23 protein-coding genes, 8 tRNA genes and 2 other annotated features are annotated in these 25,153 nt (G+C 31.2%); of the genes, 22 read left to right on the top strand and 9 right to left on the bottom strand.

What is annotated here, in order from left to right; all coding sequences use genetic code 11:
• Positions 1 to 41: 41 nt before the first annotated feature.
• The 6 genes from G9F70_RS24450 (at position 42) to G9F70_RS24425 (ending at position 5,581) form a co-directional block, all read left to right on the top strand.
• On the top strand, positions 42 to 713 hold the full coding sequence (locus tag G9F70_RS24450; protein ID WP_164945955.1) for a phosphatase PAP2 family protein: 672 nt from the start codon (positions 42 to 44) through the stop codon (positions 711 to 713).
• Positions 714 to 893: 180 nt separating this feature from the next.
• Positions 894 to 1,856, top strand: a complete 963-nt coding sequence (locus G9F70_RS24445; RefSeq protein ID WP_164945954.1) for a 3'-5' exoribonuclease YhaM family protein — start codon at positions 894 to 896, stop codon at positions 1,854 to 1,856.
• Between the two features lie 26 nt (positions 1,857 to 1,882).
• The gene (locus G9F70_RS24440) at positions 1,883 to 2,095 is read left to right on the top strand and encodes a DUF3006 domain-containing protein (RefSeq protein WP_164945953.1); all 213 of its coding nucleotides are present in this window, start codon (positions 1,883 to 1,885) and stop codon (positions 2,093 to 2,095) included.
• Between the two features lie 205 nt (positions 2,096 to 2,300).
• Complete coding sequence (locus G9F70_RS24435) at positions 2,301 to 3,713, top strand: NAD(P)/FAD-dependent oxidoreductase (RefSeq protein ID WP_164945952.1); 1,413 nt, start codon at positions 2,301 to 2,303, stop codon at positions 3,711 to 3,713.
• A gap of 142 nt (positions 3,714 to 3,855) precedes the next feature.
• On the top strand, positions 3,856 to 5,142 hold the full coding sequence (locus tag G9F70_RS24430; RefSeq protein WP_164945951.1) for an adenylosuccinate synthase: 1,287 nt from the start codon (positions 3,856 to 3,858) through the stop codon (positions 5,140 to 5,142).
• Positions 5,143 to 5,398: 256 nt separating this feature from the next.
• Entirely contained in the window at positions 5,399 to 5,581 is a 183-nt protein-coding gene (locus G9F70_RS24425) for a DUF1858 domain-containing protein (protein ID WP_124998866.1), read from the top strand.
• A gap of 44 nt (positions 5,582 to 5,625) precedes the next feature.
• Here G9F70_RS24425 and G9F70_RS24420 read toward each other — a convergent pair whose 3' ends face one another.
• Positions 5,626 to 6,213, bottom strand: coding sequence for an ECF transporter S component (locus G9F70_RS24420; RefSeq protein ID WP_124998780.1), 588 nt, complete (start codon positions 6,211 to 6,213; stop codon positions 5,626 to 5,628).
• Between the two features lie 470 nt (positions 6,214 to 6,683).
• Between G9F70_RS24420 and G9F70_RS24415 the strand changes: the two genes are divergently transcribed.
• Positions 6,684 to 7,433: an acyl-[acyl-carrier-protein] thioesterase gene (locus G9F70_RS24415; RefSeq protein ID WP_164945950.1), complete on the top strand. Its 750-nt coding sequence runs from the start codon at positions 6,684 to 6,686 to the stop codon at positions 7,431 to 7,433.
• A 381-nt stretch (positions 7,434 to 7,814) separates the two neighbouring features.
• Here G9F70_RS24415 and thrS read toward each other — a convergent pair whose 3' ends face one another.
• Positions 7,815 to 9,728 (bottom strand): threonine--tRNA ligase, encoded by a 1,914-nt coding sequence (gene thrS / locus G9F70_RS24410; RefSeq protein WP_164945949.1) that lies wholly within the window; start codon positions 9,726 to 9,728, stop codon positions 7,815 to 7,817.
• A 58-nt stretch (positions 9,729 to 9,786) separates the two neighbouring features.
• Positions 9,787 to 10,015, bottom strand: a binding site (T-box leader).
• Positions 10,016 to 10,053: 38 nt separating this feature from the next.
• Positions 10,054 to 10,283: a binding site (T-box leader), on the bottom strand.
• A 312-nt stretch (positions 10,284 to 10,595) separates the two neighbouring features.
• Positions 10,596 to 11,825, bottom strand: coding sequence for an NAD(P)/FAD-dependent oxidoreductase (locus G9F70_RS24405; protein ID WP_164945948.1), 1,230 nt, complete (start codon positions 11,823 to 11,825; stop codon positions 10,596 to 10,598).
• A 329-nt stretch (positions 11,826 to 12,154) separates the two neighbouring features.
• On the opposite strand from G9F70_RS24405, the gene G9F70_RS24400 reads away from it, so the two are divergent.
• From G9F70_RS24400 to G9F70_RS24360, 9 genes are all read left to right on the top strand, one after another.
• Positions 12,155 to 12,229, top strand: a tRNA-Glu gene (locus G9F70_RS24400).
• 13 nt (positions 12,230 to 12,242) lie between these two features.
• Positions 12,243 to 12,318: transfer RNA gene (locus G9F70_RS24395), tRNA-Val, on the top strand.
• Positions 12,319 to 12,323: 5 nt separating this feature from the next.
• Positions 12,324 to 12,400 (top strand) — tRNA-Asp (locus G9F70_RS24390).
• A 9-nt stretch (positions 12,401 to 12,409) separates the two neighbouring features.
• A tRNA-Thr gene (locus tag G9F70_RS24385) sits at positions 12,410 to 12,484 on the top strand.
• A gap of 23 nt (positions 12,485 to 12,507) precedes the next feature.
• Positions 12,508 to 12,582 (top strand) — tRNA-Glu (locus G9F70_RS24380).
• Positions 12,583 to 12,588: 6 nt separating this feature from the next.
• Positions 12,589 to 12,664, top strand: a tRNA-Val gene (locus G9F70_RS24375).
• A gap of 5 nt (positions 12,665 to 12,669) precedes the next feature.
• Positions 12,670 to 12,746: transfer RNA gene (locus tag G9F70_RS24370), tRNA-Asp, on the top strand.
• Positions 12,747 to 12,752: 6 nt separating this feature from the next.
• Positions 12,753 to 12,827 (top strand) — tRNA-Thr (locus G9F70_RS24365).
• A gap of 168 nt (positions 12,828 to 12,995) precedes the next feature.
• On the top strand, positions 12,996 to 15,173 hold the full coding sequence (locus G9F70_RS24360) for a 5'-nucleotidase C-terminal domain-containing protein (protein WP_202882640.1): 2,178 nt from the start codon (positions 12,996 to 12,998) through the stop codon (positions 15,171 to 15,173).
• A gap of 133 nt (positions 15,174 to 15,306) precedes the next feature.
• On the opposite strand, the gene G9F70_RS24355 is transcribed toward G9F70_RS24360, so the two are convergent.
• Together G9F70_RS24355 and G9F70_RS24350 are read right to left on the bottom strand one after the other, a co-directional pair.
• On the bottom strand, positions 15,307 to 16,281 hold the full coding sequence (locus G9F70_RS24355; protein WP_164945947.1) for an ATP-binding protein: 975 nt from the start codon (positions 16,279 to 16,281) through the stop codon (positions 15,307 to 15,309).
• On the bottom strand, positions 16,274 to 17,260 hold the full coding sequence (locus G9F70_RS24350; protein ID WP_164945946.1) for a DnaD domain protein: 987 nt from the start codon (positions 17,258 to 17,260) through the stop codon (positions 16,274 to 16,276). The genes G9F70_RS24355 and G9F70_RS24350 overlap by 8 nt, the downstream gene beginning before the upstream one ends.
• A 234-nt stretch (positions 17,261 to 17,494) precedes the next feature.
• Between G9F70_RS24350 and G9F70_RS24345 the strand changes: the two genes are divergently transcribed.
• The 5 genes from G9F70_RS24345 to G9F70_RS24330 all read left to right on the top strand — a co-directional run bounded on the left by G9F70_RS24345 (position 17,495) and on the right by G9F70_RS24330 (position 21,891).
• Positions 17,495 to 18,694 (top strand): M23 family metallopeptidase, encoded by a 1,200-nt coding sequence (locus G9F70_RS24345; RefSeq protein ID WP_164945945.1) that lies wholly within the window; start codon positions 17,495 to 17,497, stop codon positions 18,692 to 18,694.
• A 61-nt stretch (positions 18,695 to 18,755) separates the two neighbouring features.
• The gene (locus tag G9F70_RS27170; protein ID WP_258880989.1) at positions 18,756 to 18,881 is read left to right on the top strand and encodes a hypothetical protein; all 126 of its coding nucleotides are present in this window, start codon (positions 18,756 to 18,758) and stop codon (positions 18,879 to 18,881) included.
• Between the two features lie 184 nt (positions 18,882 to 19,065).
• Positions 19,066 to 19,728 carry a hypothetical protein gene (locus tag G9F70_RS24340; protein ID WP_164945944.1) on the top strand — a complete coding sequence of 221 codons (663 nt, stop codon included), beginning with the start codon at positions 19,066 to 19,068 and terminating at the stop codon, positions 19,726 to 19,728.
• 250 nt (positions 19,729 to 19,978) lie between these two features.
• Positions 19,979 to 21,532, top strand: a complete 1,554-nt coding sequence (locus G9F70_RS24335; protein WP_164945943.1) for an ATP-binding protein — start codon at positions 19,979 to 19,981, stop codon at positions 21,530 to 21,532.
• 152 nt (positions 21,533 to 21,684) lie between these two features.
• On the top strand, positions 21,685 to 21,891 hold the full coding sequence (locus G9F70_RS24330; protein ID WP_164945942.1) for a hypothetical protein: 207 nt from the start codon (positions 21,685 to 21,687) through the stop codon (positions 21,889 to 21,891).
• 105 nt (positions 21,892 to 21,996) lie between these two features.
• Here the strand turns inward: G9F70_RS24330 and G9F70_RS24325 are convergent, their stop codons facing one another.
• From G9F70_RS24325 to G9F70_RS24315, 3 genes are all read right to left on the bottom strand, one after another.
• Entirely contained in the window at positions 21,997 to 22,164 is a 168-nt protein-coding gene (locus G9F70_RS24325) for a uracil-DNA glycosylase (RefSeq protein WP_124998759.1), read from the bottom strand.
• 124 nt (positions 22,165 to 22,288) lie between these two features.
• On the bottom strand, positions 22,289 to 22,933 hold the full coding sequence (locus G9F70_RS24320; protein WP_164945941.1) for an undecaprenyl diphosphate synthase family protein: 645 nt from the start codon (positions 22,931 to 22,933) through the stop codon (positions 22,289 to 22,291).
• 134 nt (positions 22,934 to 23,067) lie between these two features.
• Positions 23,068 to 24,000 (bottom strand): radical SAM/SPASM domain-containing protein, encoded by a 933-nt coding sequence (locus G9F70_RS24315; protein WP_164945940.1) that lies wholly within the window; start codon positions 23,998 to 24,000, stop codon positions 23,068 to 23,070.
• A gap of 214 nt (positions 24,001 to 24,214) precedes the next feature.
• On the opposite strand from G9F70_RS24315, the gene G9F70_RS24310 reads away from it, so the two are divergent.
• A complete protein-coding gene (locus tag G9F70_RS24310) occupies positions 24,215 to 24,529 on the top strand; it encodes a demethoxyubiquinone hydroxylase family protein (RefSeq protein WP_164945939.1) in 315 nt (104 codons plus the stop codon).
• Between the two features lie 33 nt (positions 24,530 to 24,562).
• On the opposite strand, the gene G9F70_RS24305 is transcribed toward G9F70_RS24310, so the two are convergent.
• The gene (locus G9F70_RS24305; protein WP_164945938.1) at positions 24,563 to 25,132 is read right to left on the bottom strand and encodes a GNAT family N-acetyltransferase; all 570 of its coding nucleotides are present in this window, start codon (positions 25,130 to 25,132) and stop codon (positions 24,563 to 24,565) included.
• Positions 25,133 to 25,153 lie beyond the last annotated feature (21 nt).

Here is a 25,153-nt window from a genome sequence, read left to right as displayed (position 1 = left end):
ATTTTGTGATGATTGCAAGAGTAAGGTAGAAAGGAGACTTTATGAAAAAGTTTAAGGAAGACTTAATTGCATTGAGTTTTATGATATCTATTGCAATTTCTATTATTTTTTATAAACTTTTAAATAATGGAGATGGAAATATAAATAGTTTAGTAACAAATTTAGATGGAACAATACCATTTCTTAAAATATTTATACTGCCATATATAACTTGGTATGCTTATATTGCTATAGGTTTAATATATTTATGCATGAAAAATCGTAAAAATTATTATATTTCTCTAATTAGTTTAAATATTGGAATAGCCATATGCTATATTATCTATACTGTTTTTCAAACTACAGTACCTAGGCCGATAATTACTAATTTGGACATATTATCTAAATTAGTAACTATAATATATAAATATGATAATCCATTTAACTGCTTTCCAAGTATGCATGTCACAACAACTTATATTCTAATGAAAGGCATTAATCATACTAAAAATAGTACAATTGTAAGCTTAATTTTTAATATAATAGGGATACTTATAATTATATCTACCCAATTTGTTAAGCAACATGTGATACTAGATTTGGTATTTGCTATACTATTAAGTGAAGTAATATTTAGATTTACAAATAATGCTAAAAAAGAACATATTGCTACAATGAAAAATAGACTATCTTCAATTTGGATTATAAAAAGAAAATTAAAAAATCCTTCTTAAGCGAAGGATTTCTTAATTTATAGGCAATTATAATAATATTGGAGGAAAAACAATAATGATGTATAATTAGAGAGTATATTTAAGTTGTGTAATTTATTTAACAGATATAGAAATATTAAGCACTTATATCAGCATAATGTATTATATATAATAAGTTCAATACAATATAAGGAGATAAATATGGAAGTTAAAAAGATAAGTGAAATAAAAAAAGGTGATAGAGTTGAAGGCTTTTTCGTTATAAAATCTGTAGATATCAAGGTTTCCAATAATAGTAATACAAATAAATATTTCGATTTTAACTTAGGAGATGCTACAGGCGATATAAATGCAAAACTTTGGGAATGTAATGAAGAATTAGAAAATACATTCAAACAAAATATTTTAGTGAAGGTAAAAGGTACTGTAAATGAGTGGAGAGGAAAACTTCAATTAAAAATAGAAATGATAAGGCTGGCAGAGGAAAAAGATGAAGTTAAAATTGGTGATTATGTTGCAGTGGCACCATATCCAGCAGAAAAAATGTATGATGATATTTTAAATTATCTATCTAAAATTAAAAATACAGATATTCAAAATATAGTTACAAATATTTTAAGTGATAATGAAGAAAAGTTAATGCATTATCCTGCAGCTAAGTCTAATCATCATGCTATAAGGGCAGGACTTTTATATCATACAACCACTATGCTTAAGGCAGGGGAAAAATTAAGTGAAATTTATACTTTTCTAAATACGGATTTACTATATGCAGGTATAATACTTCATGATATTGGTAAAATATATGAAATGAATGCTAGTGAACTTGGGATTGTATCTGAATATACAATAGAAGGCCAACTTATAGGACATATAGTTCAAGGAATTAAAATGATAGAAACAGCGAGTATCCAGGTTAAAGCAGACAAAGAGGTATCCATGTTATTACAACATATGGTGCTAGCTCATCATTATGAAGCGGAATATGGAAGTCCTAAAAAACCTATGATACCGGAAGCTGAGATGCTACATCATTTGGATATAATGGATGCAAGAATGTATGATATGAATAAGGCATTAACTGATACAGCACAAGGTAAATTTTCAGAAAGAATATGGTCCTTAGATAATATAAGTATTTATAAGAGTTTTATAAGTAAATAAGAAATGTTTAGGTAAAGGTGATAGTAATGAAGGGAATAATAGATAGATTTGAAGGAAACTATGCAGTGGTAGAGCTGCAGGGCAGAAAAACAATTAATATAGATAAAAGAAAATTGCCAATAGAAGCCCAGGAAGGTACGGTTATAGAGATATCAGAAAGTATAACTATTGATAATGAAGGAACTTTGAAAAGAAAAAAAGAAATAGAAAAATTAACAGAGGGTTTATGGGATGAGTAGCATAGATTTGCAATGAAAATACACGAACTATTATTAAAAATAAATTATAAATATTCGCGTTTTATATTGACTGAGACACCTAGCTCTGATACTATTAAGTGGGTAAAGAAACACTTATAATTGTTATTTGCCCGAAATTAATACAGTAGAGATAGCGATTGATAATTGTTATCTACCCACAGAGACATGCAAGGGGGTATGTGAAATGAAAAATTTTTACGATGTAGTTATTGTAGGAGCCGGACCTGCGGGAATATTTACGGCACTAGAAATTACAAATAAAAAACCTGAACTTAGTGTACTTATAGTTGATAAGGGAAGAAGTATAGAGAAAAGAAAATGTCCGGCGAGAGTTAATGGAAAATGTGTTAAATGTAATCCTTGTGGGATAACATTTGGGTGGTCAGGTGCTGGAGCTTTTTCAGATGGTAAACTTTCTTTAAGCCCAGAGGTGGGTGGAAGACTTCTTGAATATTATTCTGAAGATGAATCAAAAAAATTAATAAAGTATTGTGATGACATTTATATAAAATTTGGAGCAAATGAAAAGATATATGGACTCAATAGTGATAAGGTTGAAGAGGTTAAATACGAAGCAAGTAAACATAATATCCGTCTTGTTGAATGCCCAGTAAGGCATTTAGGAACAGAACTTGCCTATGAAGTTTTAAAATCTATGTACCATCATTTAATAGATAATACAAATACAGAATTTATAGAACTTAGTGAAGTAGAAGAAATATTAATAGAAGATAATAAAGCCACTGGGATATTGTTAAAAAATAAAGACGGTGTGGTTAAGGTTGATGCAAAATATGTTGTAGCAGCACCAGGTAGAGGTGGGGCGGAATGGGTTTCAAATGAAGCCAAAAAACATAATATTGTGGTTACTAATAATGCAGTAGATATTGGACTTCGCGTAGAGGTACCTAATTCTGTTATGGATCATTTAACTAAGGATTTATATGAAGCAAAATTAGTATATTATTCTGATACATTTGACAGTAAGGTTAGAACCTTTTGTATGAACCCAGGTGGAGTAGTGTCGGCAGAATACTATGATGATAATAAAATAGCAGTTGTAAATGGTCATAGCTATTCAGACCAAAAGCTAAGAACAACTAATACAAATTTTGCAATGCTTGTATCTACTACTTTTACAGAGCCTTTTGATCAGCCTATTTCTTATGGTAAATATATAGCTCAGCTAGGTAATATGTTAACTGGCGGAGGCATAATGGTCCAAAGACTGGGAGATTTATTAAAAGGAAGAAGAACAGATTATGACAGATTAGCTAAATCAACTACTGTGCCTACTTTAAAATCAGCAGTACCAGGAGATTTAAGCTTTGTATTGCCACAAAGGCATTTAACTTCTATAGTAGAAGCATTAAAGGCTTTTGATAAGATAGCACCAGGTTTATATAGTAAAAATACACTACTCTATGGAGTGGAAGTAAAGTTCTATTCTAGTAAGATTAGCACAAATGATAAATTTGAAACATCTATTAGCAATTTGTACACCATAGGTGATGGAGCAGGAATAACTAGAGGACTGATGCAAGCATCAACAACCGGTGTAGTTGTAGCTAGAGACATAGCTAAAAAGGAAGACTAATAGTATTTAAACTAAATAATTGGTTATATCAATATTAAAAGTGTATAATTTAAAAGGTATGTAAACATATGAGACAATAGAATTTTTTAAATACATTAATTGTGAAATTTTATTGCGAAATGAAAGAAAGCGAGGAATTTATATGTCAGCATTTATTATTTTAGGGGCCCAATGGGGAGACGAAGGTAAAGGTAAGATGACGGATTATCTAGCTGAGGGAGCTGATGTGGTTGTCAGATTCCAAGGCGGAAATAATGCAGGTCATACTGTAGTCGTAGGAGAAAAAGAATATAAGCTTCACTTAATACCATCAGGAATATTATATAAAGATAAATTGAATGTAATAGGTAATGGCGTGGTTGTAGACCCAGAAGCGCTATTTACAGAAATTGACTACTTAGAAGCGCTAGGTGAGAACATAACTCCAGAAAGATTAATGATTAGTGATAGATCACAGGTTATAATGCCATACCATAAAGAGTTAGATAGCCTATATGAAATAGCTAGAGGTAAAAATGATATAGGAACTACAAAAAAAGGTATAGGCCCTTGTTACACTGACAAGTTTGAAAGAAGTGGAATTCGAGTTTGTGATTTAATGAAAAAAGATGTTTTCAAAGAAAAACTTAAAACTAGTTTATCAATGAAGAATGATATAATAACAAAAGTTTTGGGTGGAAAAGCACTAGATTTTGATACAATATATACACAATACTTAGAGTATGCAGAAAGAATGAGACCTTTTGTAAAAGATATATCAGTAAAAGTTTTTGACGCAATAAAATCAGGAAAAAATGTTTTATTTGAAGGAGCACAAGGAACTCTACTTGATATAGATTATGGTTCATATCCTTTTGTAACTTCTTCTAACACTATTGCAGGAGGAGTTTGCACTGGGGCTGGAATAGGACCTACTATGATAACAAATGCTGTAGGAATAGCGAAAGCTTATACTACAAGAGTAGGAAAAGGACCATTTCCAACAGAACTTGATAATGAAGTTGGAGAATGGATTCGAGAAAAGGGATTTGAATTTGGTGTAACAACAGGCAGAGCAAGAAGATGTGGATGGCTTGACCTTGTTATACTAAAAACTGCAGCAAGAATTTCAGGACTTACTAGCTTTGCTGTAACTAAAATAGATACGCTAGCAGGACTTGAAAAAATTAAAATTTGTGTAGGTTATGAATTCGAAGGAAGCGTTATAGATTACTTCCCAGCAAGTCTTGAGGATTTAGCTAAATGCGTTCCAGTATATGAAGAGTTTGAAGGTTGGGACGAAGGTATAGCAGAGGCAAGAAGTTATGATGAGCTTCCAGCAAATGCTAAAATATACATAAAGAGAATTGAAGAATTTACAGGAGTTAAAGTTTCAATAGTATCAGTAGGACCAAAAAGAGATCAAACAATGGTATTAACTGAAATATAGAAAATAGACATACCTATTGTAAAGATAATTTTTGCAATAGGTATGTCTTATATATTATAGGGAATTATAATATTGTGGAGATGATTTAAGGTATACAAGTATATACTAAAGATTAAAAAAGTGCGTACTTGCAAAATAGAAGCATATGCAATAGAATGAGAATGATAATTAAAGTTAAATAAATATTTTTATTTATTTGCTAGTTAAATTCTGATATAATTATTTAAAATTAAAAAAAAGCGAGGTAGATACTATGATAATAACTAAGGATATGACAATAGGTGAAGTTGTAAGACAAAAACCAGAATCAGTTGAAGTATTAATGGGATTTGGAATGGGTTGTGTAGGATGTCCTTCAGCACAAGCTGAAACAATAGAAGAAGCAGCAATGGTTCATGGTCTTGATTTAGAAGCATTAATGGCTAAATTAAACGCATAAAAAAACAAAGACACTTAGCAAAAGCTAAGTGTCTTTGTTTTTTTTTATTTTTTTATCTTTTTAATCGAAAGAATTACAGGTATAGTAATTATAGTAGCTATTATAGCCTCCGGAACGCCGTTTATTACAGCTATACCATAAATGGTCTTGGCAGCAATAGAGGGATCTATGCCCTTAGAAACGGCAAATTTAGCTGCATATAAAATATATATCATAGTAAGAACACCAAAGGTGTTAGTTAAAGAACCAATAACAGTAGCTAGGCCAATTTTTAGGCTATCTTTTTTAATAAAGCTTAGGTTATAAACATAGTAAGAAGTAAAGCCAATAAGAACTCTTGGCAATACGGATACTAACGGATTTATAAAAGCAAAAGATAGTATATTTGGAGCCATAATATTTTGCATAATGCTAAAAATTCCAAATATTAATCCGATAGTCATTCCAACCATAGGTCCACCTATTATAGAGCCAATAATAACAGGAATATGCATGATAGTAGCTTTTGCACCAGGCAGTGGAATAAAACCATATCCAGTTAATCCGAGTACGACGCAAATAGCTGACAGCATACCGATAGTTGTAAGTTGATTTGTTTTTATTCTTCTTTTTTGAATAGAATTATTAATCATATTTTACCTCCGCTCTTATTCCATAAGGATATAAGTCGATTATATTGATAATCCTTATATATAGTTCAGTTTCACAATGAATACTGACAATAGTATTTTATCACTTTTTTCATAAAAATTACATAGATGAAAACAATTTCATAAAACTCTGAATATTCTAAAATAAACAAAATAAAGGATTACTAAGGCTTGTTACAATGGATTCTGCGCAACATATGCTTTTGTTAGCAAAATACAAGAAAAAATAAATTTTAAAGCATTAGTATTGATTTACATTAGTGGCTGTAAATATGATGTAAATTTTGTCCTTAAAATCAACAAATTATTAAAAATATAAAACTTTGTGTAAACATTAGAGTGTTAATGTTTACCGTATTAGTTTAGTTTGATATGATTTTAAGTATGAACAAAATTAAGAGGCATAAAAATTAATAGTTATTGTGCCAAATATAAAATACAGGAGGCATAGTATGAGTAGGATTCCAATGGTTTCAGATAGAAATTACAACATTCATTATTATGAAGTAGATATTCATAAAAGAGCTTTAATTACAAGTATTATAGATTATCTTGGTGATATGGCAATGTACCAAAGTGAAGTTTTAGGAGTGGGGATAGAGCATCTTAAAGAGAATCATATGGCGTGGGTTTTATATAAATGGGACATAACAATGGAGTCGTATCCACTTTTAAACGAAACTATAAAAGTAAAAACTTTTGCATATTCATTTAGAAAATTTTATGCCTATAGAAAGCATGAAATTATTGATATAGAAGGAAATACAATAGGATATGCGACTTCTGTGTGGATTTTAATAAATACAGATAGAAGACGTCCAATAAGAATTACAGAAGAGATGTATGGCGCATATGGTATAGATGATAGCAATAATACCTCTATAGAAATTGAGGATATAAAACCAATAAATACAGTTGATAGTGAGAAAAGTTTCCAAGTGAGATATAGTGATATTGATACAAATATGCATGTGAATAATGTTAATTATGTTGCTTGGGCTTTAGAAACGGTGCCTGGGGATGTGATACTAAATTGTGAATTAAAGAATATTAAGGTAAACTACGAAAAAGAAACAATCTATGGAGAAACAATAAAGGTAAGCACAGAAGTTATAAGAGAAGAGAATAAAACAATATGTAGGCATAAAATAATAAATGAAGAGGGTACTGAGCTCACACTGTTAGAAAGTACTTGGATTTAAAGGGTTTTTTCTTAGATTATGCTATAACGAAAAGTATATGTTACTAGGAATGCTTTCACTTCGCCAAGTAATTCTAAAATTTATTTTATTTATAGATGCTAAAAATCACAAACTCGCTATCGCTCAAACATGTGATTTTCTTTACGCATCTATAGATAAAATAAATTAAGAATTACTAAGGCTTGTTCAGAAGCATTCCGCGCAACATATACTTTTGTTAGCATAATCTAAAAAAAATATAAGGTATTTTTGTTTCCTAGGTGATTAAATCCACTTTGATTTATTAATCAATTCTAATACTATTTCTCTAATGTCCTAGGAAATAATGGATGAGGAATGCATAAAATAAACTCCCATAATTTTATATTTTGTTAGTTATTATTAAACTTCTAGAATTTTATTGTCTATTTCATGTTTAAGCCTTGAAATAAATTCACTTAAAGAAGCTGCTCCCTCATCGCCATCTTTTCTACTTCTTATAGATATATTGCCTTCTTGTTGCTCTTTTTCTCCTATAACTAAAATATAGGGAACTCTCTCGTTTCTTGCTTCGCGAATTTTATAACCAATTTTTTCTACCCTACCATCAAATTCTACTCTGATATTATTTTCATTAAGGCTGGTTGCCACATCTTTTGCATAATCAGCAAATTTTTCTGAAATAGGTAATACTTTTACCTGTACAGGTGCAATCCAAGTTGGAAACTTACCTGCAAAATGCTCTATTAATACTCCAATAAATCTCTCTAAACTTCCAAAGATTACTCTGTGTATTACTATGGGTCTATGCTTCTCACCATCACTGCCAATATAATTCAAATCGAATCTTTGAGGAAGTTGAAAGTCTAATTGTATAGTTCCACACTGCCAACTTCTACCTATACTATCTTCTAAGTGAAAATCGATTTTTGGACCATAAAACGCTCCATCACCCTCATTTATCTTATATTGTATATTCATCTCATCTAATGCTGCAGCAAGTGAGCTTTCTGCTATTTGCCACTCCTCATCGCTCCCCATAGAATTTTCTGGCCTTGTTGAAAGTTCAACATTATATTTAAATCCAAACCTTGAGTAAACTTCATCTATAAGTCTGATAACGCCTTTTATTTCTTCTTTTATTTGTTGTGGAAGCATAAATATATGAGCATCATCCTGAGTGAAGGCTCTTGCTCTCATAAGTCCTTGTATAGCACCAGACAACTCATGCCTGTGCACTTTGCCAAGCTCTCCTACCCTTATAGGTAAATCCCTATATGAATGAGGTTCTGACTTATAAACAAGCATGCCTCCAGGGCAGTTCATTGGCTTAATTGCGAAATCTTCTTCATCAATATTAACTGTGTACATATTTTCTTTATAGTGTTGCCAATGTCCCGAAGTTTCCCAAAGTTTTCTGTTTAAGATTAATGGAGTTTCAATTTCTACGTATCCAAATTTTTTATGAAGACCTCTCCAATACTCAATTAAATTATTCTTTAAAACAACACCATTTGGTAGGAAAAATGGAAATCCTGGTCCTTCCTCCATAAATGTAAATAATTTAAGTTCCCTTCCTAGCTTTTTATGATCTCTTTTTTTTGCTTCTTCAAGCATATTAATATAAGCTTCTAATTCACTTTTTTTAGTAAATACTGTTCCATATATTCTTTGGAGCATCTTATTATTATCATCACCTCGAAAGTAAGCGCCTGCAACAGATAAAAGCTTAAATGCTTTAATATATGAAGTGGCTGGAACATGTGGACCTGCACAAAGATCAACAAATTCCCCTTGTCTATAGAAGGATATAATCTCTCCCTCTGGTAGATTTTCAATTAATTCAGTTTTATAGGGTTCTTCTTTTTCCAGCATAAGCTTTGTAGCTTCCTCCCTTGAGAGTACAAATCTTTCAAGATTTAAACTTTCTTTAACTATCTTCTCCATTTCCTTCTCTATTTTTTCTAGAATTTCTGGAGTAAGTGTTTCTTCTAAGTCAAAATCATAGTAAAACCCATTGTCAATTGCGGGACCAATAGCAAGCTTAACATTTGGATATAACCTTTTTACTGCTTGAGAAAGCACATGAGCTGCAGTATGTCTTAATGCTAATCTTCCTTCGATATCCTCAAATGTTAAGATTTCTAGGTCGCAATCACAATTTATTTCAGTCATAAGTTCTGCAGCTTTACCATTGATTTTTGCAATCAAAGCCTTTTTAGCTAGTGCTGGACTAATTTTCATAGCAACATCATAAACCTTTTTACCTTGTTCAATTTGAATAACATTTCCATCCTTTAACATAATATTTAACATAAATATTTCCTCCTCATAATATAAATAAATTAATAAAAACAAAAAAACTCGCCCCTAAAAAAGGGACGAGTATACTCGCGATTCCACCCAAATTATAGCAATCCACAAAAATGTGCAACACTATCACTCGATACCTTTAACGCCGGTTTGCGGAGATACTTACTAAGATTCAGTATTCAACTCAGAGGTGGTTTTCAATAATACTTGCCTTAGAAACCTTTCAGCCCATGGATTTCTATCTCTGTTAGAACAGTAGATTATTTACTCGTCCTCTTCAATGCTTTATGATATGAAATTAATAAAAACAAAAAAAACTCGTCCCTAAAAAAGGGACGAGTATACTCGCTATTCCACCCAAATTACAGCAATGCACAAAAAATGTGTAACACTATCACTCGATACCTTTAACGCTGGTTTGCGGAGATACTTACTAAAATTCAGTACTCAACTCAGAGGTGGTTTTCAATAATACTTGCCTTAGAAACCTTTCAGCCCATGGATTTCTATCTCTGTTAGAACAGTAAATTATTTACTTTTCCTCTTCATAGTCTTTACTTTGTTGAAATTATATACCTATTGCATTTTAATGTCAATACATGTTTTAAGTAGCTTTTCTTATATTATGCTATAACGAAAAGTATATATTGCTGGAATGCTTTCACTTCGCTAAGTAATTCTAAAACTTATTTTATTTATAGATGCTAAAAATCACAAACTCGCTATCGCTCAAACATGTGATTTTCTTTACGCATCTATAAATAAAATAAATTAAGAATTACTAAGGCTTGTTCAGAAGCATTCTGCGCAACATAAACTTTTGTTAGCATAATATAAGAAAAAATTATTAGTCATCAATAGAATAATTCACTACTTGGAGGCACTTCTTCCTGCAATGGCACCAGAACTCCATGCCCATTGAAGATTGAAACCGCCACAGTTACCATCTACATCTAATACTTCACCCGCAAGGAATAGATTGGTAGCAATATTGGATTCTAGAGTTTCGGAGTTAACTTCTTTTGTGTTAATTCCCCCGGCGGTTACCTGAGCATTGGAGAAAGAATTAGTGCCTGAAACTTCAAATTCCCATTGTTTTAAAAGTGTATAAATAGCACTTTTTTCTTTGAAATCAAGATCGCAACAAGGCTTATGAATATCTTCTATTTTTGCCTCTTTTAAAATTATCGGGATGACTTTCTTGTTAATTACTCCAATAAAAGAATCGTGCACGCCTCGACTTTCAAATACTGACCAATGGTTTCCTAAAAATTCCTTTAAATTTTCAGAAGAAATAGTTGGTAACATATCAATTTTTAAAGAAACTTTGTTATTTTTAGATAAACTATAAGACACAGTTCTGCTAAGCTGAAGGATTGGAGGTCCTGAAATACCATAGTCAGTGAAAAGTATCTCTCCAAATTCCTTTTGGACACATTCGCCATTTATAAATATTTCTGCATAACCGTCGAATTTAACTCCAGATAATGCCTTTAATCTATTGTAGTTTAATTTAAGCTGCACAAGGGCCGGCATTGGCGGTATTATACTGTGCCCTAATTGTTTAGCTAGTATGTATCCAGAACCGTCAGAACCTGTCTTAGGGGCAGATTTACCGCCAGTGGCAATAATTAACTTTTCACATTCATATGTAGTGTTGTCTGCAGTGAAAATTTTAAAGCCATTATTATTTTTAATAATCTCTTTAGCTTTTGTGTTTGTATATATAGGAATATGCTTTTCTTCTATTGCAAAGCGTAGTATATCAATGACTGATGATGCTTGCATTGACATAGGAAACATTTTACCACCCTCTAAAGTTACTAAAGGTATACCTAAAGAGGCAAAAAAATCTATAGTATCCACTACGTTAAAAGAATCTAGTGTATGACTTGCAAAATCTGGATTTTCGCTGTGATAGCAAGTTCTATTTATGTTCGCATTACTGATATTGCATCTTCCATTACCGGTGGTTAATATTTTTTTGCCTATTCGATCGGTTCCTTCAATTATTGCTACATCTAGTCCAGAATCTTTTGCTATTATTGCAGAGGTTAAACCGGCGGCACCTCCGCCAACTATTATAAGAGAATGTTTCAAGAAAATCTCTCCCTTCGAGAAAAAAATATATTTGTAGTATAAAGTATGATATCTATGATTTTACCCTAAAACGGCGACCTTTAATATTAATTTTTATTTTATGTTATAAGAATTTTTAGAATTACTTAGAAGTGGAATAGGTATTTGTAATTATGAACTATATTTTTTTGTATAACAAACTGTTGAATTTACTGGGTTTGTGTATTATATTAAAAAATAAATAAATAAAAACAAGAAAACATGTTGACACTTCGGGAAAAATGCTTTATTATAGTTTATGTTGGGTTGCGAGACGGAAGCACATGATAAATAAAGTAACAGTTTAGTATGGCTCCTTGGTCAAGCGGTTAAGACACCACCCTTTCACGGTGGTAACAGGGGTTCAATTCCCCTAGGAGTCACCAATAAAACATATATGGGAGCATAGCTCAGCTGGGAGAGCATCTGCCTTACAAGCAGAGGGTCACAGGTTCGAACCCTGTTGTTCCCACCATATATGGCCCAGTGGCTCAGTTGGTTAGAGTGCCGCCCTGTCACGGCGGAGGTCGACGGTTCGAGTCCGTTCTGGGTCGCCATTTTTGTTAGCTAGCATGGCTCAACGGTAGAGCAGCTGACTTGTAATCAGCAGGTTGTAGGTTCAATTCCTATTGCTAGCTCCAATAAAAACTTAATAAATTAATAAGGCTCCTTGGTCAAGAGGTTAAGACACCACCCTTTCACGGTAGTAACAGGGGTTCAATTCCCCTAGGAGTCACCAATATATGGGAGCATAGCTCAGCTGGGAGAGCATCTGCCTTACAAGCAGAGGGTCACAGGTTCGAACCCTGTTGTTCCCACCATATATGGCCCAGTGGCTCAGTTGGTTAGAGTGCCGCCCTGTCACGGCGGAGGTCGACGGTTCGAGTCCGTTCTGGGTCGCCAATCCTTGCTAGCATGGCTCAACGGTAGAGCAGCTGACTTGTAATCAGCAGGTTGTAGGTTCGATTCCTATTGCTAGCTCCAAAAAAGCACTAAACATTTGTTTAGTGCTTTTTTTTGTTTTTTGGGAAATTATTTGTAGCGATAAATTTCCAACAGAGTTATTGAATAACCTACTATAAGTGGTATAATAAGTATTACAAAAATGTTATAGGTCAAAACTAAAAAACATTAAAAACAAGGGGGACAAAAATGCATAAAACAAACAAAAAAGTTCTCAGTACGGTTGTTGGGGTACTTATGTTAATTAATCTTATTAGTACCATTTCACCGAAAACCGTTAATGCGGAGGTAGCAAGCGATGGGGTAAAGATTACAATTCTAGGAACGTCAGATATTCATGGAAGATATATGCCATGGGATTACTCAATGGATGCACAAAGTATGGCAGGTAGTTTGACGCAAATCTATACAAAGGTCAAATCAATTCGTAATGAAAATCCAAACACAATTTTAGTAGACGCTGGAGATTTAATTCAAGACAATTCTGCTGAACTTTTTAACAATTCGCCAAAGCACCCAGCTATGGTTGCATTGAATGAAATGGGTTACGATGTATGGAATATGGGTAATCATGAGTTTAACTTTGGACTTGATGTGCTCAGCACTGTAACTAAGCAGTTTAATGGAAAGGTTATCTCAGGAAATATATATAAAGAAGATGGAAGCAGATTTGCTCCTGCATATACAATTATTGAAAAAGAAGGGGTTAAGATTGCCCTAATTGGGATGGATACTCCACTAATTACTCAGTTTGAGGCAGGAACTGATCATCTTAAAGGACTTAAAGTAGTGAATCCCATAGATGAAACTAAAAAGGTAATTAATGAACTAAGAGGCACAGTTGATGCTATGGTAGGAATTATGCATATGGGTATTGATAATGAAAACAATATTGCAGGTACTGGTGTACGAGATATTGCAAATGCTTGTCCAGAGTTAACAGCTATTGTATCGGGACACATGCATAAGCTTGTTAAACAAGAAACCATAAATGGAGTATTAATTACCGAACCTAATAAATATGGATCAGCTTTATCAAAAATAGATTTATCATTTAAGAAAGTAAATGGAAAAATTGAATTAGATAAAAAATCTAGTGACGCTATAGTTATTGATAGTAGTGTTCAATCAGATAAGGGACTTGAAAAGTCGCTTGAACTATATCATAATGTTGCTCGCGCAGATGCAAATACAATTGTTGGGCAGTTGAAGGGAATAGATCTTGTTCCATCAGATGAAATAAATGGAATACCTCAGGTACAAATACAGCAAACACCGCTAGCAGATTTCTTTCAAGAAGTTATGCTTTACTATAGTAAAGCGGATGTAGTAGGAATGCAAATTGATAATGATAAAGCAAAGCTTAATGTTGGACCAATAAAGAAAAAGGATATTTCATATAATTATCAGTATGCAGGTGGAGAAGTAACGGTTTTTGAATTAACAGGTAAAGATTTAAAGGGGTATATGGAGTGGTCCGCTGGCTACTTTAACTCAACGAGTCCTGGAGATGTTACTGTAAGTTTTAATAGTAATAGGCGTGCATCAAAATATAGTACAAATGATATGTTTGGTGGAGTTAAATATGAAATAGACCTTACGAAGCAAGAAGGAAGCAGAATAGTGAATTTAAGACATATGAATGGAACTACAATAAAAAGTGATGAAGTTTTGAAGCTTGGCATGAATGATTATAGAATGCAGGCATTAATAGGAAAAGGTGGAGTGTTTGAAGGAAAAACCTTTAAGAAGCTTTGGAGTTCAACAGATAAAACTGCTTTTGGTGAGGAACAAGGAACAATAAGAAATCTTGCAATTAGATATATAAAAGAAGTTAAAAAGGGTATTATAACATCAAGTATTCAAGACAATTGGAGGATAATAGGTGTTGACACAACTTCATTAGAAAGAAAAGATATAGTTAAACTTGTAAATTCAGGAATACTTGAAGTAGCAAAAACAGCTGATGGAAAATATACAAATATAGCATCAATAAATATTAAGGATGCTACACCTTTGGATGAAATAAGTGACCTATGCAAGAAGGCAAATATAGAGCTAGGAAAATTTACTGCTGGAACTCGTAAGGGTGAATTCTACCATAAGTTAAATGCAATTATGAATCCTGAGCTGGTGGTAGTTAAGCCAGAAACACCAGTATCAGTAAAGGAAAAAGCAAGTAAAAAATACGGGGTAGTAACTTCATATGCTCTTAACGTTAGAAGTGGAGCTTCAGCGAAGTCTGAGGTTATTGGATATGTTGCTAAAGGGGAAAAACTTGAGGTGCTCGGAATGACAAACAAGTGGGTTAAAATCTCTTATAAAGGTAAAGTAGGATATGTTTATAGCTCATATGTTAAACTTTAAATCATAGAAATGAGGAAAGATATGGTTGGCGAAGCTTCATTAAAGAAAATCAATGATAAAAGAATTATGGTTATAAATTAAAATTAATAGAAAAACCCACTAAATGGACACCGACTCCATTTAGTGGTTCTTTTTATTTACTTAAATTTTTCTTTATTCTTATATCCTCACAAAAGAATTTGCAGGCGGTAAAATTGCCAAGCAATCTAGAGGTTATTCTTTCAGAATAGGTATTTAATAAATTTCCAAGAGTTAAATTAGTAGATACTAGCATTTTCTTTTGTTTTAATAACTTTGTGTTAAGCAAATTAAACATTTCCATTTTAGTAAAATCTGAAATTTGCTCAGTACCCAAATCATCTATAATAAGTAAGTCACAATTTATTAGTAACTCCTCTAAAGAGCTGTCACCATTAAACCGAACTTCTTTTAAACTCTTTATTAATTCTTCCGCAGTTCTATATACTACAAAAAAGCCTTTGTCCATTAATTCCTTTGTAATGCAGTGAGACAGAAAAGTTTTCCCTGTGCCGGGGCCTCCGTAGAATAATAGATTTTCATCAGAGTCGTTGAAATTTTTCAAAAAATCCATAGACGTAGATAAAATATTTTCCATGTTCTTTTTTGGAGATTCTGATGCATGTTCACTTTTTCTAGAAGGATAATAATCCATGTTAAAATTATCGAAATTATGAGTTTTTAGCATGCCGCGGAGTTCAGAACCAGTGTAATAAACATCTATAACCTTTTGCTTAAAACAGGAGCATTTAGTATTCCCAATAAAACCTGTATCGCGACATTTATTACATCTATAATGTAAATTCAAGTATTCCATATCAAAACCATTAGAAACTAATAGTTCAGATTTCTTCACCCTTAAATCTACTATTTTTTCTCTTAGATCACGTAAATATTCATCTCTATTATGGATGCTTTTCAAGGCACTAATGGATAATTCTATACAAAGCTTACCTATTTTGCGGTCTAATTCAATAATTTCAGGGTGATTTTTTTCTATGTGAGTTTTTCTTTTTCTAAAGTCACTCTCTTCTTCTTCTCTTACTCTATCATATAGTGCTAATATTTTAGTTTGGTACCCTTTAATCATTCTTATCCCATCCTAGTAATTTTTTTTCTAGTTCATCAAAGTCATAGGCTCTTTGTTCATAATCATTAAAACTTCCTTTGGCAGGTTTCCCACCAGCAGTAACGTTTTTAGTAGTCACTAATCTTTTTTTATCTTTTTTCTCAATATCTTCTAGTGATTTTATACCATCTTTAAACCAACTATTTAGAATTCCATCAATATATTTAAAATCAGCTCTACTCAGTCTATCAAAACAGATATCGCAAGCTTTAAATATTACTTCTAGGGAAAATTTATAAACATTTACCCATTTATCTAATATTTGTTCTTGAGGCTTCATTATTTCAGGGGCTTTTATTCCTAAGTAATTTAATATTTTCCTAATATTTATCCATTTATCCTCATGTTTTTTTATATAAGATTGGGCATCTTCAATATCTTTAATATTGGCATCATGCCATGCAATTGCAATGGTTTCAATATACCTATAGTCAACCTTACCTTTTGATACACAATATTGAATTAACAGAAGTATTAGCTCAGGAGCGAAACTATAATCCTTTTGCCAACTTAGGTACATAGTCATTTCTTTTGGTGAAAGAGGTTTGGCTAGTAACTTTTCAATATCTTGAAGCATACCTTTTATAGAAGAATTGGCCAATTCTTCAAGCAGATTTATATTTTGAATATTTTCATCAGGAACATCTAGTAAATCTAAGAATTCAATATTAAAATTACCCATATTATCAATGGGAGTCATTTTAATTGTATTCTGGTCATTCCAATAGTTCCAAGCATTAACAACATCAGTCTCTAGGAGCCCAAGGGTATTTGCTATAACTGAAGATGTAGCACCTATTTCTCCAGATGCACAATATTTCAGTCCAAGAAGGTAAACTTTAACGAATTCTCCCCTAGCTCTAGGCATAAACTTATCTATAAAAATATTACTCACAGGAGTATATCTATAATTTTCATTTTTAAACATGAAAGTGCTCATAAAGTCACTACCTTTCTTTTATAGTATAGAAGTATGATCTTAAATAAAAAAGCTACAATTAATTTATATGATGTACCTTATAAATTATGTTTAATAGTACAGTCTATAAAAAATTCATTATACAACTTATAGTATACCATATAGTTAAACATAGAAATAAAAAAAATATATTTCAATGGTGTTTAAAATTAGACATATAGGGCATATTAAGTAAGTGTCATAGGAGGTATAAAATTGAATATTATAAGACGAAACAAAATGAATATAAGTGTTATAGTAATAACACTTATGATTACAGCTACTACTATGTATTTTAATGTTTATAGGTTTAAAGGTTATAAGGTTTCTATAGGGAAAAGTGCCATAACCTATGTGAAAAGTAAAAAAGAATTTAATAAAACATATAAACAATTACAAAGTGAAATAGAGTCTAAACATAGAAATGTGATTATAAAAAAAGATTTCACTTTAGATAAGACAAAGGTAGAAGATGTTGATATGTTTATAAGTGGGGATAACCTTAAGAAGGTAATGTTAAAAAAATTAGACATAGTAGCAGATGGATTTCTAATGAAATCAGATAATAGAAAAATAGCATATGTTGCATCCGAAAATCAAGGAAAAGAAATTTTGAATTCTGTAAAAGATTATTACTCTAAAGAAGCAAAGTTAAATAGTATTAAAAAAACAGACATAGTAAATAAAATTAAATATGAATCTGTTGTGGTTAAAATAAGAAATCTATATGAAAGCTCTGAAATTGTGAGTGAATTAATAAAGTATAACACTAGAGCACAAATACCCTTTATAACTGTCAAAGTAGTAGGTAATACAAGTAAAGAAAAAGCTATATACCCAACTACAATTATAACGGCCTCTAGTACACTAATGAATGGGGTTACCAAGATTAAGTGTGAAGGTAAAGAGGGGATTAAAAAGGTTACTACTGAGATAATAGCCCTTAATAATAAGACTGTGTCTGAAAAGGTTTTAAAGTCGGAAATCATAATACCTGCGAAAAACAAAGAGATATACGTTGGAAATTATAAACCCGTAATAGTTGGACTTACCAATATGAATAGTCCATCAAGAGGGAGCATAAGTTCAAACTTTGGTATGCGCTGGGGGAAAATGCATAAAGGCGTTGATATAGCGGCGAGTTTTGGTGCGGCAATAAGTGCCGTATTAGATGGTACCGTTGCTTATGCAGCTTGGCAAGATGGTTATGGTAATGTAATAAAAATTAATCATGGAGGAGGAATAGAGACTACCTATGCACATTGTAGTGCTATTAATGTTAAAAAGGGTGAAGTTGTAAAACTGGGCGAAAAAATAGGAGAAGTAGGAAGTACTGGTAATAGTACGGGACCTCATCTACATTTTGAGGTAAGAGAAAATGGTGAACCTAAAAATCCTCAAAAATATATAAGGTAAAAATAAATATATGAATAAAAATATGTTAAAAGTAAAAAATATATAATAAAGGAGTGATTTTATGCCATATAAAGAAATGAAGTCGCCAGCAAAAGAAAAAGATAATAAACCAAAAAAGCCAGAGACTATTGAAGATTCTGATATGCAGAAGAAGAAACGTAAGTCAGCAATAAAATTTGAAGAATAAATAAAGTGCGCAATGGATTTAAGATATTTTTAATAAAAAGAGCTATCATGCTCTTTTTATTTTTAAAGAAGAATTAATTACTAGTAATATTTTATATGGTAACATAAGTTACTGTGATTTTAGGCTAAATATATTATTATTAATATATAGAATAGATAAATAAACAAATATTGGAGGAATAATAATGAGCGCTTTTTTAGCACCTATTCACACCTGGTTATTTAATAAAATTTTATTGGCAGAGGAATTAGAGAAAAGTTTAAAAGAAGTTTATATAGATAAATACAAAGACGTTGCAAAAGAGGTGGTTGAAAAATCCCTAGTTTATGGTAGCCCCATAGATATCACGAAAAATATAGAGGATATAATTGATAAATCAAATATACATGGTTGGTTACAAGATAAAATTAGCAGCGTTGAAACTAGAACAGCGTATGTAATAACAGAGATGATTAAAAAATGCGGAGAAGATGCACAAGGCATTGCTGAGCTAAGTTTTAAAAATCAAGGTAGAACTGTTGGAGAAACTTTAAAAGCAAAAGAAATGCCAGAAGGTGCAGAAGAATTGTATAATGCTCTTAATATTTATTTGTTAGAAGGTATGCCTTGTGATAGAGTTACAAGGATTATAAAATCAGAAAACAATGTATTAGAGTGGGAAACTACAAGCTGCATTCATAAAAAATATTGGGAAATGGTAAATGGAGATGTAAATATATTTTACAATCTTAGGCATAACTGGATTAAAGCATTTATTGAAAATTCTAATGAAAGATATACTTATAATTTTATCCAGGGTTTAGAATATAATAATGTAAGGTCAGTAAATCAAATTATAGCTAAGTAAATACTTTAAAAACTGAAGGTAACGTTAAGAGTAAAATAGCGATAAGAATGTTTAAACATTTTTATGGCTATTTTATTTTGTTATTTATAAAAGGATGTTGGATTATAAAACAAATAGATGAAAACAAATACATATAATGGTATAATATTCTTGTATTTACATTAATAGATGAATTTTATTTACAGCATTATTAAATTTATGAAAGTTATTGTGTGATTTTTAATTATTAATACATAGGAGGCTAAGAAACATGGGTTTAAAAGAAGAAACTATAGATATTGAGTATGAGCAGTTGCCTATTCCAATAATATCATTTAATAAAGATATTAAAGTTAATTATTTAAATAGTGAAGCAAAAGATATACTAAAAAAGATAAACATATCTGACTGTAATTATGAAAGTGAAGTTGCTATACCAATATGGCTTAATATAAAAACCCAAGAGTTTATTAAAAGTGATGAGGAACGGCAAAATTACATAAAAAAAATTAAAGCCCAAGAAACACTTTATTTCCTACAATTAATTTTTAAAAAGATACTTGATAAAGATAATAATTGTAATGAAATAAAATTAATTATAAATGATATAAGCGAGTATTTAGAATCAAAGGAGGAACTTCAGAAAAAATTACAAGAAATGAGAAATTTACTTGAAGAACAATTAGTAAAATTAGAAAAATCAAATTCTTTAAGCATTCTTGCAGCAGGAATTGCTCATGATTTTAATAATATATTAACTATAGTTTTAGGAAATATTTATATTATGAAAAGATATTTAAATATAAGTACTAATAAGGTATATAATAAAATTTATAATAAATTTTCACAAATTGAAAAGTTAACATTACAAGCACAAGATCTTAATCAACAATTAATGAATTTTTCAAAAGATGGGGTTCCTGTCAAAAAAAATATATACATAAAAAGGTTAATTAGGAAGACAGCCAGCATGGTATTAAGCGGCTCTAATAATATGTGCAATTTTTCAATAGCACATGATTTATGGCCTGTGGAAGTAGATGAAGGGCAAATTAGACAAGTTATTAATAATTTATTAATAAATGCTAAGCAAGCTATGCCAAATGGAGGCAATATTGAAGTATGTGCTACTAATGTATATGTAGAAGAAAAGAATAAAAACAATATAAAGCAAGGTAAATATGTAATGATAAAAATAAGGGATAAGGGAAAAGGAATTCCTAAAGAAAATATAGAAAAAATATTTGAACCTTACTTTACTACAAAAAATGATGGCACAGGCCTTGGACTTGCGGCTAGTTATTCAATAATTGCTAAGCACAATGGATATATATATGCAGAATCTGAGGTATTAGTTGGGACAACCTTTTACGTTTATTTGATGGCTTCAGAAGCAGAAGTGACTATAGAAAAGGCCAGATATGAAAAAGTGATACAAGGTACAGGGAAAGTGCTAGTAATGGATGATGATAAAAATATTAGAGAAATTAATAGACTTATGCTTATGGAGCTAGGATATGGTGTAGAGGTGGCGAAAAATGGTGAAGAGGCCCTTAAAGCCTATAAAAATTCAATTATACAAAATAATATATTTGATGCCGTAATACTAGACTTAACCATACGTGGAGGCATGGGCGGGAAAGAAACCATTGTAAAACTTTTAGAGCTTGATACAAATGTGAATGCAATAGTAGTAAGTGGATATAGTAGTGATTCGGTAATGGATAATTGTAAAAATTATGGATTTAAAGACTGTATAAAAAAACCTTATAGCATAGAACAGCTAGCTAATGTTATTTATAGAGTTATACATAAAACAAAATGATTTTAACATTTAAAACGCCTAATATGCGTTTTAATTTTTTTGAAAAAATATCTTTTATGCATGCTTATAATTCCCAAAAATCATTCTTGAAAATGCTAAGTATATTAGCATTTGTATATGGATAGCATAATATTTAAAAGGAGGTTATAAAATTGAAGGGAAGACACTTAGGCAAGCGTGAATACGAAAGATTTAAAGATGGATTATATGGCTCTGTTAAAATTCAAGGTGTAGACAGCAAGTTTGTAAATATACCTACAATAGTTACAGGCCTTAATGAGGATGGAACTATAAAACAAGAAGAAATTGAGCCCTACGCCTATGAGATAGTTCAGCGAAATAAAGGTGTTACAGATTAAATCATCAAAAAATTATAGAGCATATAACTTCAGGTGGAGTTTGTACTATTTAGTTGTATGCTCTATTATATATATTAGTAATTTTTATAAGAAATTCATTTGTTTTTATTTCGGTGTAAATTTAACACAAGATATTCCAGATGATTGCTTTACTAGTATGGAAGGTAAATTCATAGATTTGAAACCATAAAATTTACAACCTTTAGGGAATGAAGCATCCCAAGTTACATAGTAATATTTACATTTATAACAGTTTATTTTTTCATTAACCATAAAAAACTCCTTTAATAAAATTGATTTCGATAAAATTCAATTTAATAATAGCATATTTTAGCATATAAAAAAATAGATATAGTTTGTTTTAAAACTTATATCTATTACAAAATAAAAAAACGATTTAACCACCAAGGGTTACATCTTGCGTGTTATACCAATTTAAAGCTGTTGATAAATGTTCTGGTTTGAAGTCAGGCCAAAAGTCATCTACAACATAAAAGTCGGAGTATATGGATTGTAGCGGCAAAAATCCACTAAGGCGCCTTCTCCCACCCCAACGAATAATTAAATCTACTCTAGAAATATCATTAGTTTTTATGCAATTAAATATATTACTTCGTTTGCTACTTTTATTTTTGTCAAGATTACTTAAATCCCATTCCCAACCGTAGTTTACAAGGAAATTTAGCTTTATACCGCCCTTACCAAAAGTTTTTCGTGTAGTATAAGGAAGTAGTTCTGGAGGAAACATAGGTGAGTCACTGTTTCCTACTACTAATAAATCAGCATCCTGTGTGCTTAAAAGCTTGACTGCATCCACACAAGCTTTAACAAAAGCTTCTCGCTGCAAGGCCGGTCGCTTTGTATTATCGGTAGTAAACCCATAATAAGTTATTTCTTTTACACCCAAATCTTTGCAAAGTTTATACAGCGATAAACCAGGATCTAGACCAAAGGTATATCCCTTATCTTTTGATAGCCCATTATCTACAGACCATCTTCTATTTCCATCGGGAATTACTCCGATATGATCTGGTATTCTCATCTTCATCACCCTTTATTTGTGAATTTTTATAATGTATAAATCATAGTATCTCCATTATTACTATATTAATCCACGATATTATAAAAATTCATCATAATTCAGAGGGTAATAACTAAAGTTGAGGGAAGTTATTGTTACAGTGTCTGACACCCATTTATAGAAGTAGGTGATTTTCCTTCTGAAATGTCGTTAAATTTCTTTCTGTATCCACACTTTCTACATAATTCTTCAACCGCTTCTCTTCTAGAAAAACCATTAAAAATATCTTTTGCCCTCTGACTTTCAACTATTTCAGAAAAAGGAGTTTTATGAATATTGCCTAGGTTAATTACACCTTCTCCATCAAGGCAGCAAGGTACTACTGTGCCATCTACTAATATGGCTACTTGACTTCTAAGACCATAACAAAAGCCGGGACTATTATCTTCCTCTACTAATAAATCTGGCCACTTAAATTCATGATCTTGATTTAAATATACTTTATCACAAATTTTAATACCCCGACCTGGATGTATTTCTTCTTCGATTTTATAAGGTAGATTGAAGGCATTTTCAATTACAGCAAGTAAGTCACGATTTTTTTTAGCCTCAAGATTAGTGGTATTATCCACATCAAGGTTCCATAACCTTAGAGAAAACAAAGTATCAGTCGTAGCTATAGCTTGTTTCACATAGGAAATAATGTTATTAACATATTCATCCTTACAGGTTGCACCTTCATTGCCATCAAAGCTATGCAAAGAAAAATTAATTTGTCTTAGTGAGGGCTTTAAGATTATATTGTTTTTAACTTTGTTTATTAGAGTTCCATTGGTGGTTATGTTAACTTTAAAACCTTTTTCATAACTTAAATCCAAAAATTCATCTAATTTTGGATGCATTAGTGGTTCGCCTTTAACATGAAAATAAATATAATCAGTATGAGGTTTTATTTGATCTAATATTTTGCTAAAGGTTTCTAGGGTCATAAACTCAGGAGACCGTTGTGTTTGTGGGCAAAAACTGCAACAAAGATTACATACATTTGTAATTTCTATATAAAATTTTTTAAACTTTTTTAATTCCATTGTTTTTTCCTCCAATAGGGTAAATATATAAATACTACATGTATTGTAGCATATAAAAATATCAAACTATGATGTAATATAAAAAATTAACATACCCTCTTATATTAATAAGGCTCTAAATTTATAAATGAATAATAAATTGGTATAAAGCTTAAAATATATTTAACGATATTATCGAAGATGAGGATTTAACATTGAAATGGAGGAAGAAATTATGGCGTTATTAGGAAATCCGTTTGTTGCAAATGTACCAAGGAAAATGTCAAATGAAGAGCTAGCGCAAGCAATTCGTGTGGACATTGCTGGTGAACTTGAAGCTATAATAGGTTATGAAGCTCATGTAATGTCTACAGATGATGAAAATGTTAAAAAGGTTTTGAATCATATTGCAGATGAAGAAAGAAGGCACGTTGGAGAACTGGAAGAAGTTTTATATATGTTATCTGCAAAGGACTCTCAATTTATGGAGGAAGGTAAACAGAAAATCAAAGACCAAAAGGCTCAAAATTTTCAACAACCAATACAGTAGTTTTTAAAATTAAAATATACCTTTGTAATAGGGCTATTTTTTGCCATCCTTTAGGGTGGCATTTTCCAACCTAAAACCTTTTTTATATTCTTCTTCAAGAATGCTCATATTAATTAAGGACCAATATTCATCATTTATTTTTCTGAAATCTCTTGAGGTTCCTTCAATTTTGAAGCCAGCTTTTTCATAGCAAGCTATAGCTGATTTATTAAAATCAAAAACACCTAAATACACTCTATGTAGTTTTAAAGTTTCAAATGCTATATCTAGGATGCCATTAATCATTTGAATCCCTATACCTTTATTTCTAAGCTTTTGATTCCCTACTAGAACTCTTCCTATACATGCAGAGCTATTTACTAAATCTATACCAAGTAGTTGGATATGCCCTATAATTTCATTTGTATCAGCTATTTTAACAGCAAACATTAAAGTTTTTGGATTCTCACTTGACATCATATTTATATCATCTTGTAGTTGATCTTCGCTTAGTGGAAAACTGTAAGCTGGCCCTGCCCATTGAAGTAAAAATTCTTTATCGGGAATCCATGATGCTAAGATTTTCACATCACAGGTTTTAAATTTTTCAAGTTTTATTAACATAATTTACTCCTCCATCAAATA

The organism is Clostridium sp. FP1, from assembly GCF_011065975.2.
Taxonomy (GTDB): domain Bacteria; phylum Bacillota; class Clostridia; order Clostridiales; family Clostridiaceae; genus Clostridium_AD; species Clostridium_AD tagluense.
Note: the sequence above shows the minus strand (reverse complement) of the source record. Positions and strands in the feature narration are given on the sequence as shown.

What these genes read in the sequence shown, in the direction of transcription:
- G9F70_RS24450 (WP_164945955.1), top strand. Translation starts at nt 42, where the DNA reads ATGAAAAAGTTTAAGGAAGACTTAATTGCATTGAGTTTTATGATATCT.
- G9F70_RS24445 (WP_164945954.1), top strand. Translation starts at nt 894, where the DNA reads ATGGAAGTTAAAAAGATAAGTGAAATAAAAAAAGGTGATAGAGTTGAA.
- G9F70_RS24440 (WP_164945953.1), top strand. Translation starts at nt 1,883, where the DNA reads ATGAAGGGAATAATAGATAGATTTGAAGGAAACTATGCAGTGGTAGAG.
- G9F70_RS24435 (WP_164945952.1), top strand. Translation starts at nt 2,301, where the DNA reads ATGAAAAATTTTTACGATGTAGTTATTGTAGGAGCCGGACCTGCGGGA.
- G9F70_RS24430 (WP_164945951.1), top strand. Translation starts at nt 3,856, where the DNA reads ATGTCAGCATTTATTATTTTAGGGGCCCAATGGGGAGACGAAGGTAAA.
- G9F70_RS24420 (WP_124998780.1), bottom strand. Translation starts at nt 6,213, where the DNA reads ATGATTAATAATTCTATTCAAAAAAGAAGAATAAAAACAAATCAACTT.
- G9F70_RS24415 (WP_164945950.1), top strand. Translation starts at nt 6,684, where the DNA reads ATGAGTAGGATTCCAATGGTTTCAGATAGAAATTACAACATTCATTAT.
- thrS (WP_164945949.1), bottom strand. Translation starts at nt 9,728, where the DNA reads ATGTTAAATATTATGTTAAAGGATGGAAATGTTATTCAAATTGAACAA.
- G9F70_RS24360 (WP_202882640.1), top strand. Translation starts at nt 12,996, where the DNA reads ATGCATAAAACAAACAAAAAAGTTCTCAGTACGGTTGTTGGGGTACTT.
- G9F70_RS24355 (WP_164945947.1), bottom strand. Translation starts at nt 16,281, where the DNA reads ATGATTAAAGGGTACCAAACTAAAATATTAGCACTATATGATAGAGTA.
- G9F70_RS24350 (WP_164945946.1), bottom strand. Translation starts at nt 17,260, where the DNA reads ATGAGCACTTTCATGTTTAAAAATGAAAATTATAGATATACTCCTGTG.
- G9F70_RS27170 (WP_258880989.1), top strand. Translation starts at nt 18,756, where the DNA reads ATGCCATATAAAGAAATGAAGTCGCCAGCAAAAGAAAAAGATAATAAA.
- G9F70_RS24340 (WP_164945944.1), top strand. Translation starts at nt 19,066, where the DNA reads ATGAGCGCTTTTTTAGCACCTATTCACACCTGGTTATTTAATAAAATT.
- G9F70_RS24335 (WP_164945943.1), top strand. Translation starts at nt 19,979, where the DNA reads ATGGGTTTAAAAGAAGAAACTATAGATATTGAGTATGAGCAGTTGCCT.
- G9F70_RS24325 (WP_124998759.1), bottom strand. Translation starts at nt 22,164, where the DNA reads ATGGTTAATGAAAAAATAAACTGTTATAAATGTAAATATTACTATGTA.
- G9F70_RS24320 (WP_164945941.1), bottom strand. Translation starts at nt 22,933, where the DNA reads ATGAGAATACCAGATCATATCGGAGTAATTCCCGATGGAAATAGAAGA.
- G9F70_RS24315 (WP_164945940.1), bottom strand. Translation starts at nt 24,000, where the DNA reads ATGGAATTAAAAAAGTTTAAAAAATTTTATATAGAAATTACAAATGTA.
- G9F70_RS24310 (WP_164945939.1), top strand. Translation starts at nt 24,215, where the DNA reads ATGGCGTTATTAGGAAATCCGTTTGTTGCAAATGTACCAAGGAAAATG.
- G9F70_RS24305 (WP_164945938.1), bottom strand. Translation starts at nt 25,132, where the DNA reads ATGTTAATAAAACTTGAAAAATTTAAAACCTGTGATGTGAAAATCTTA.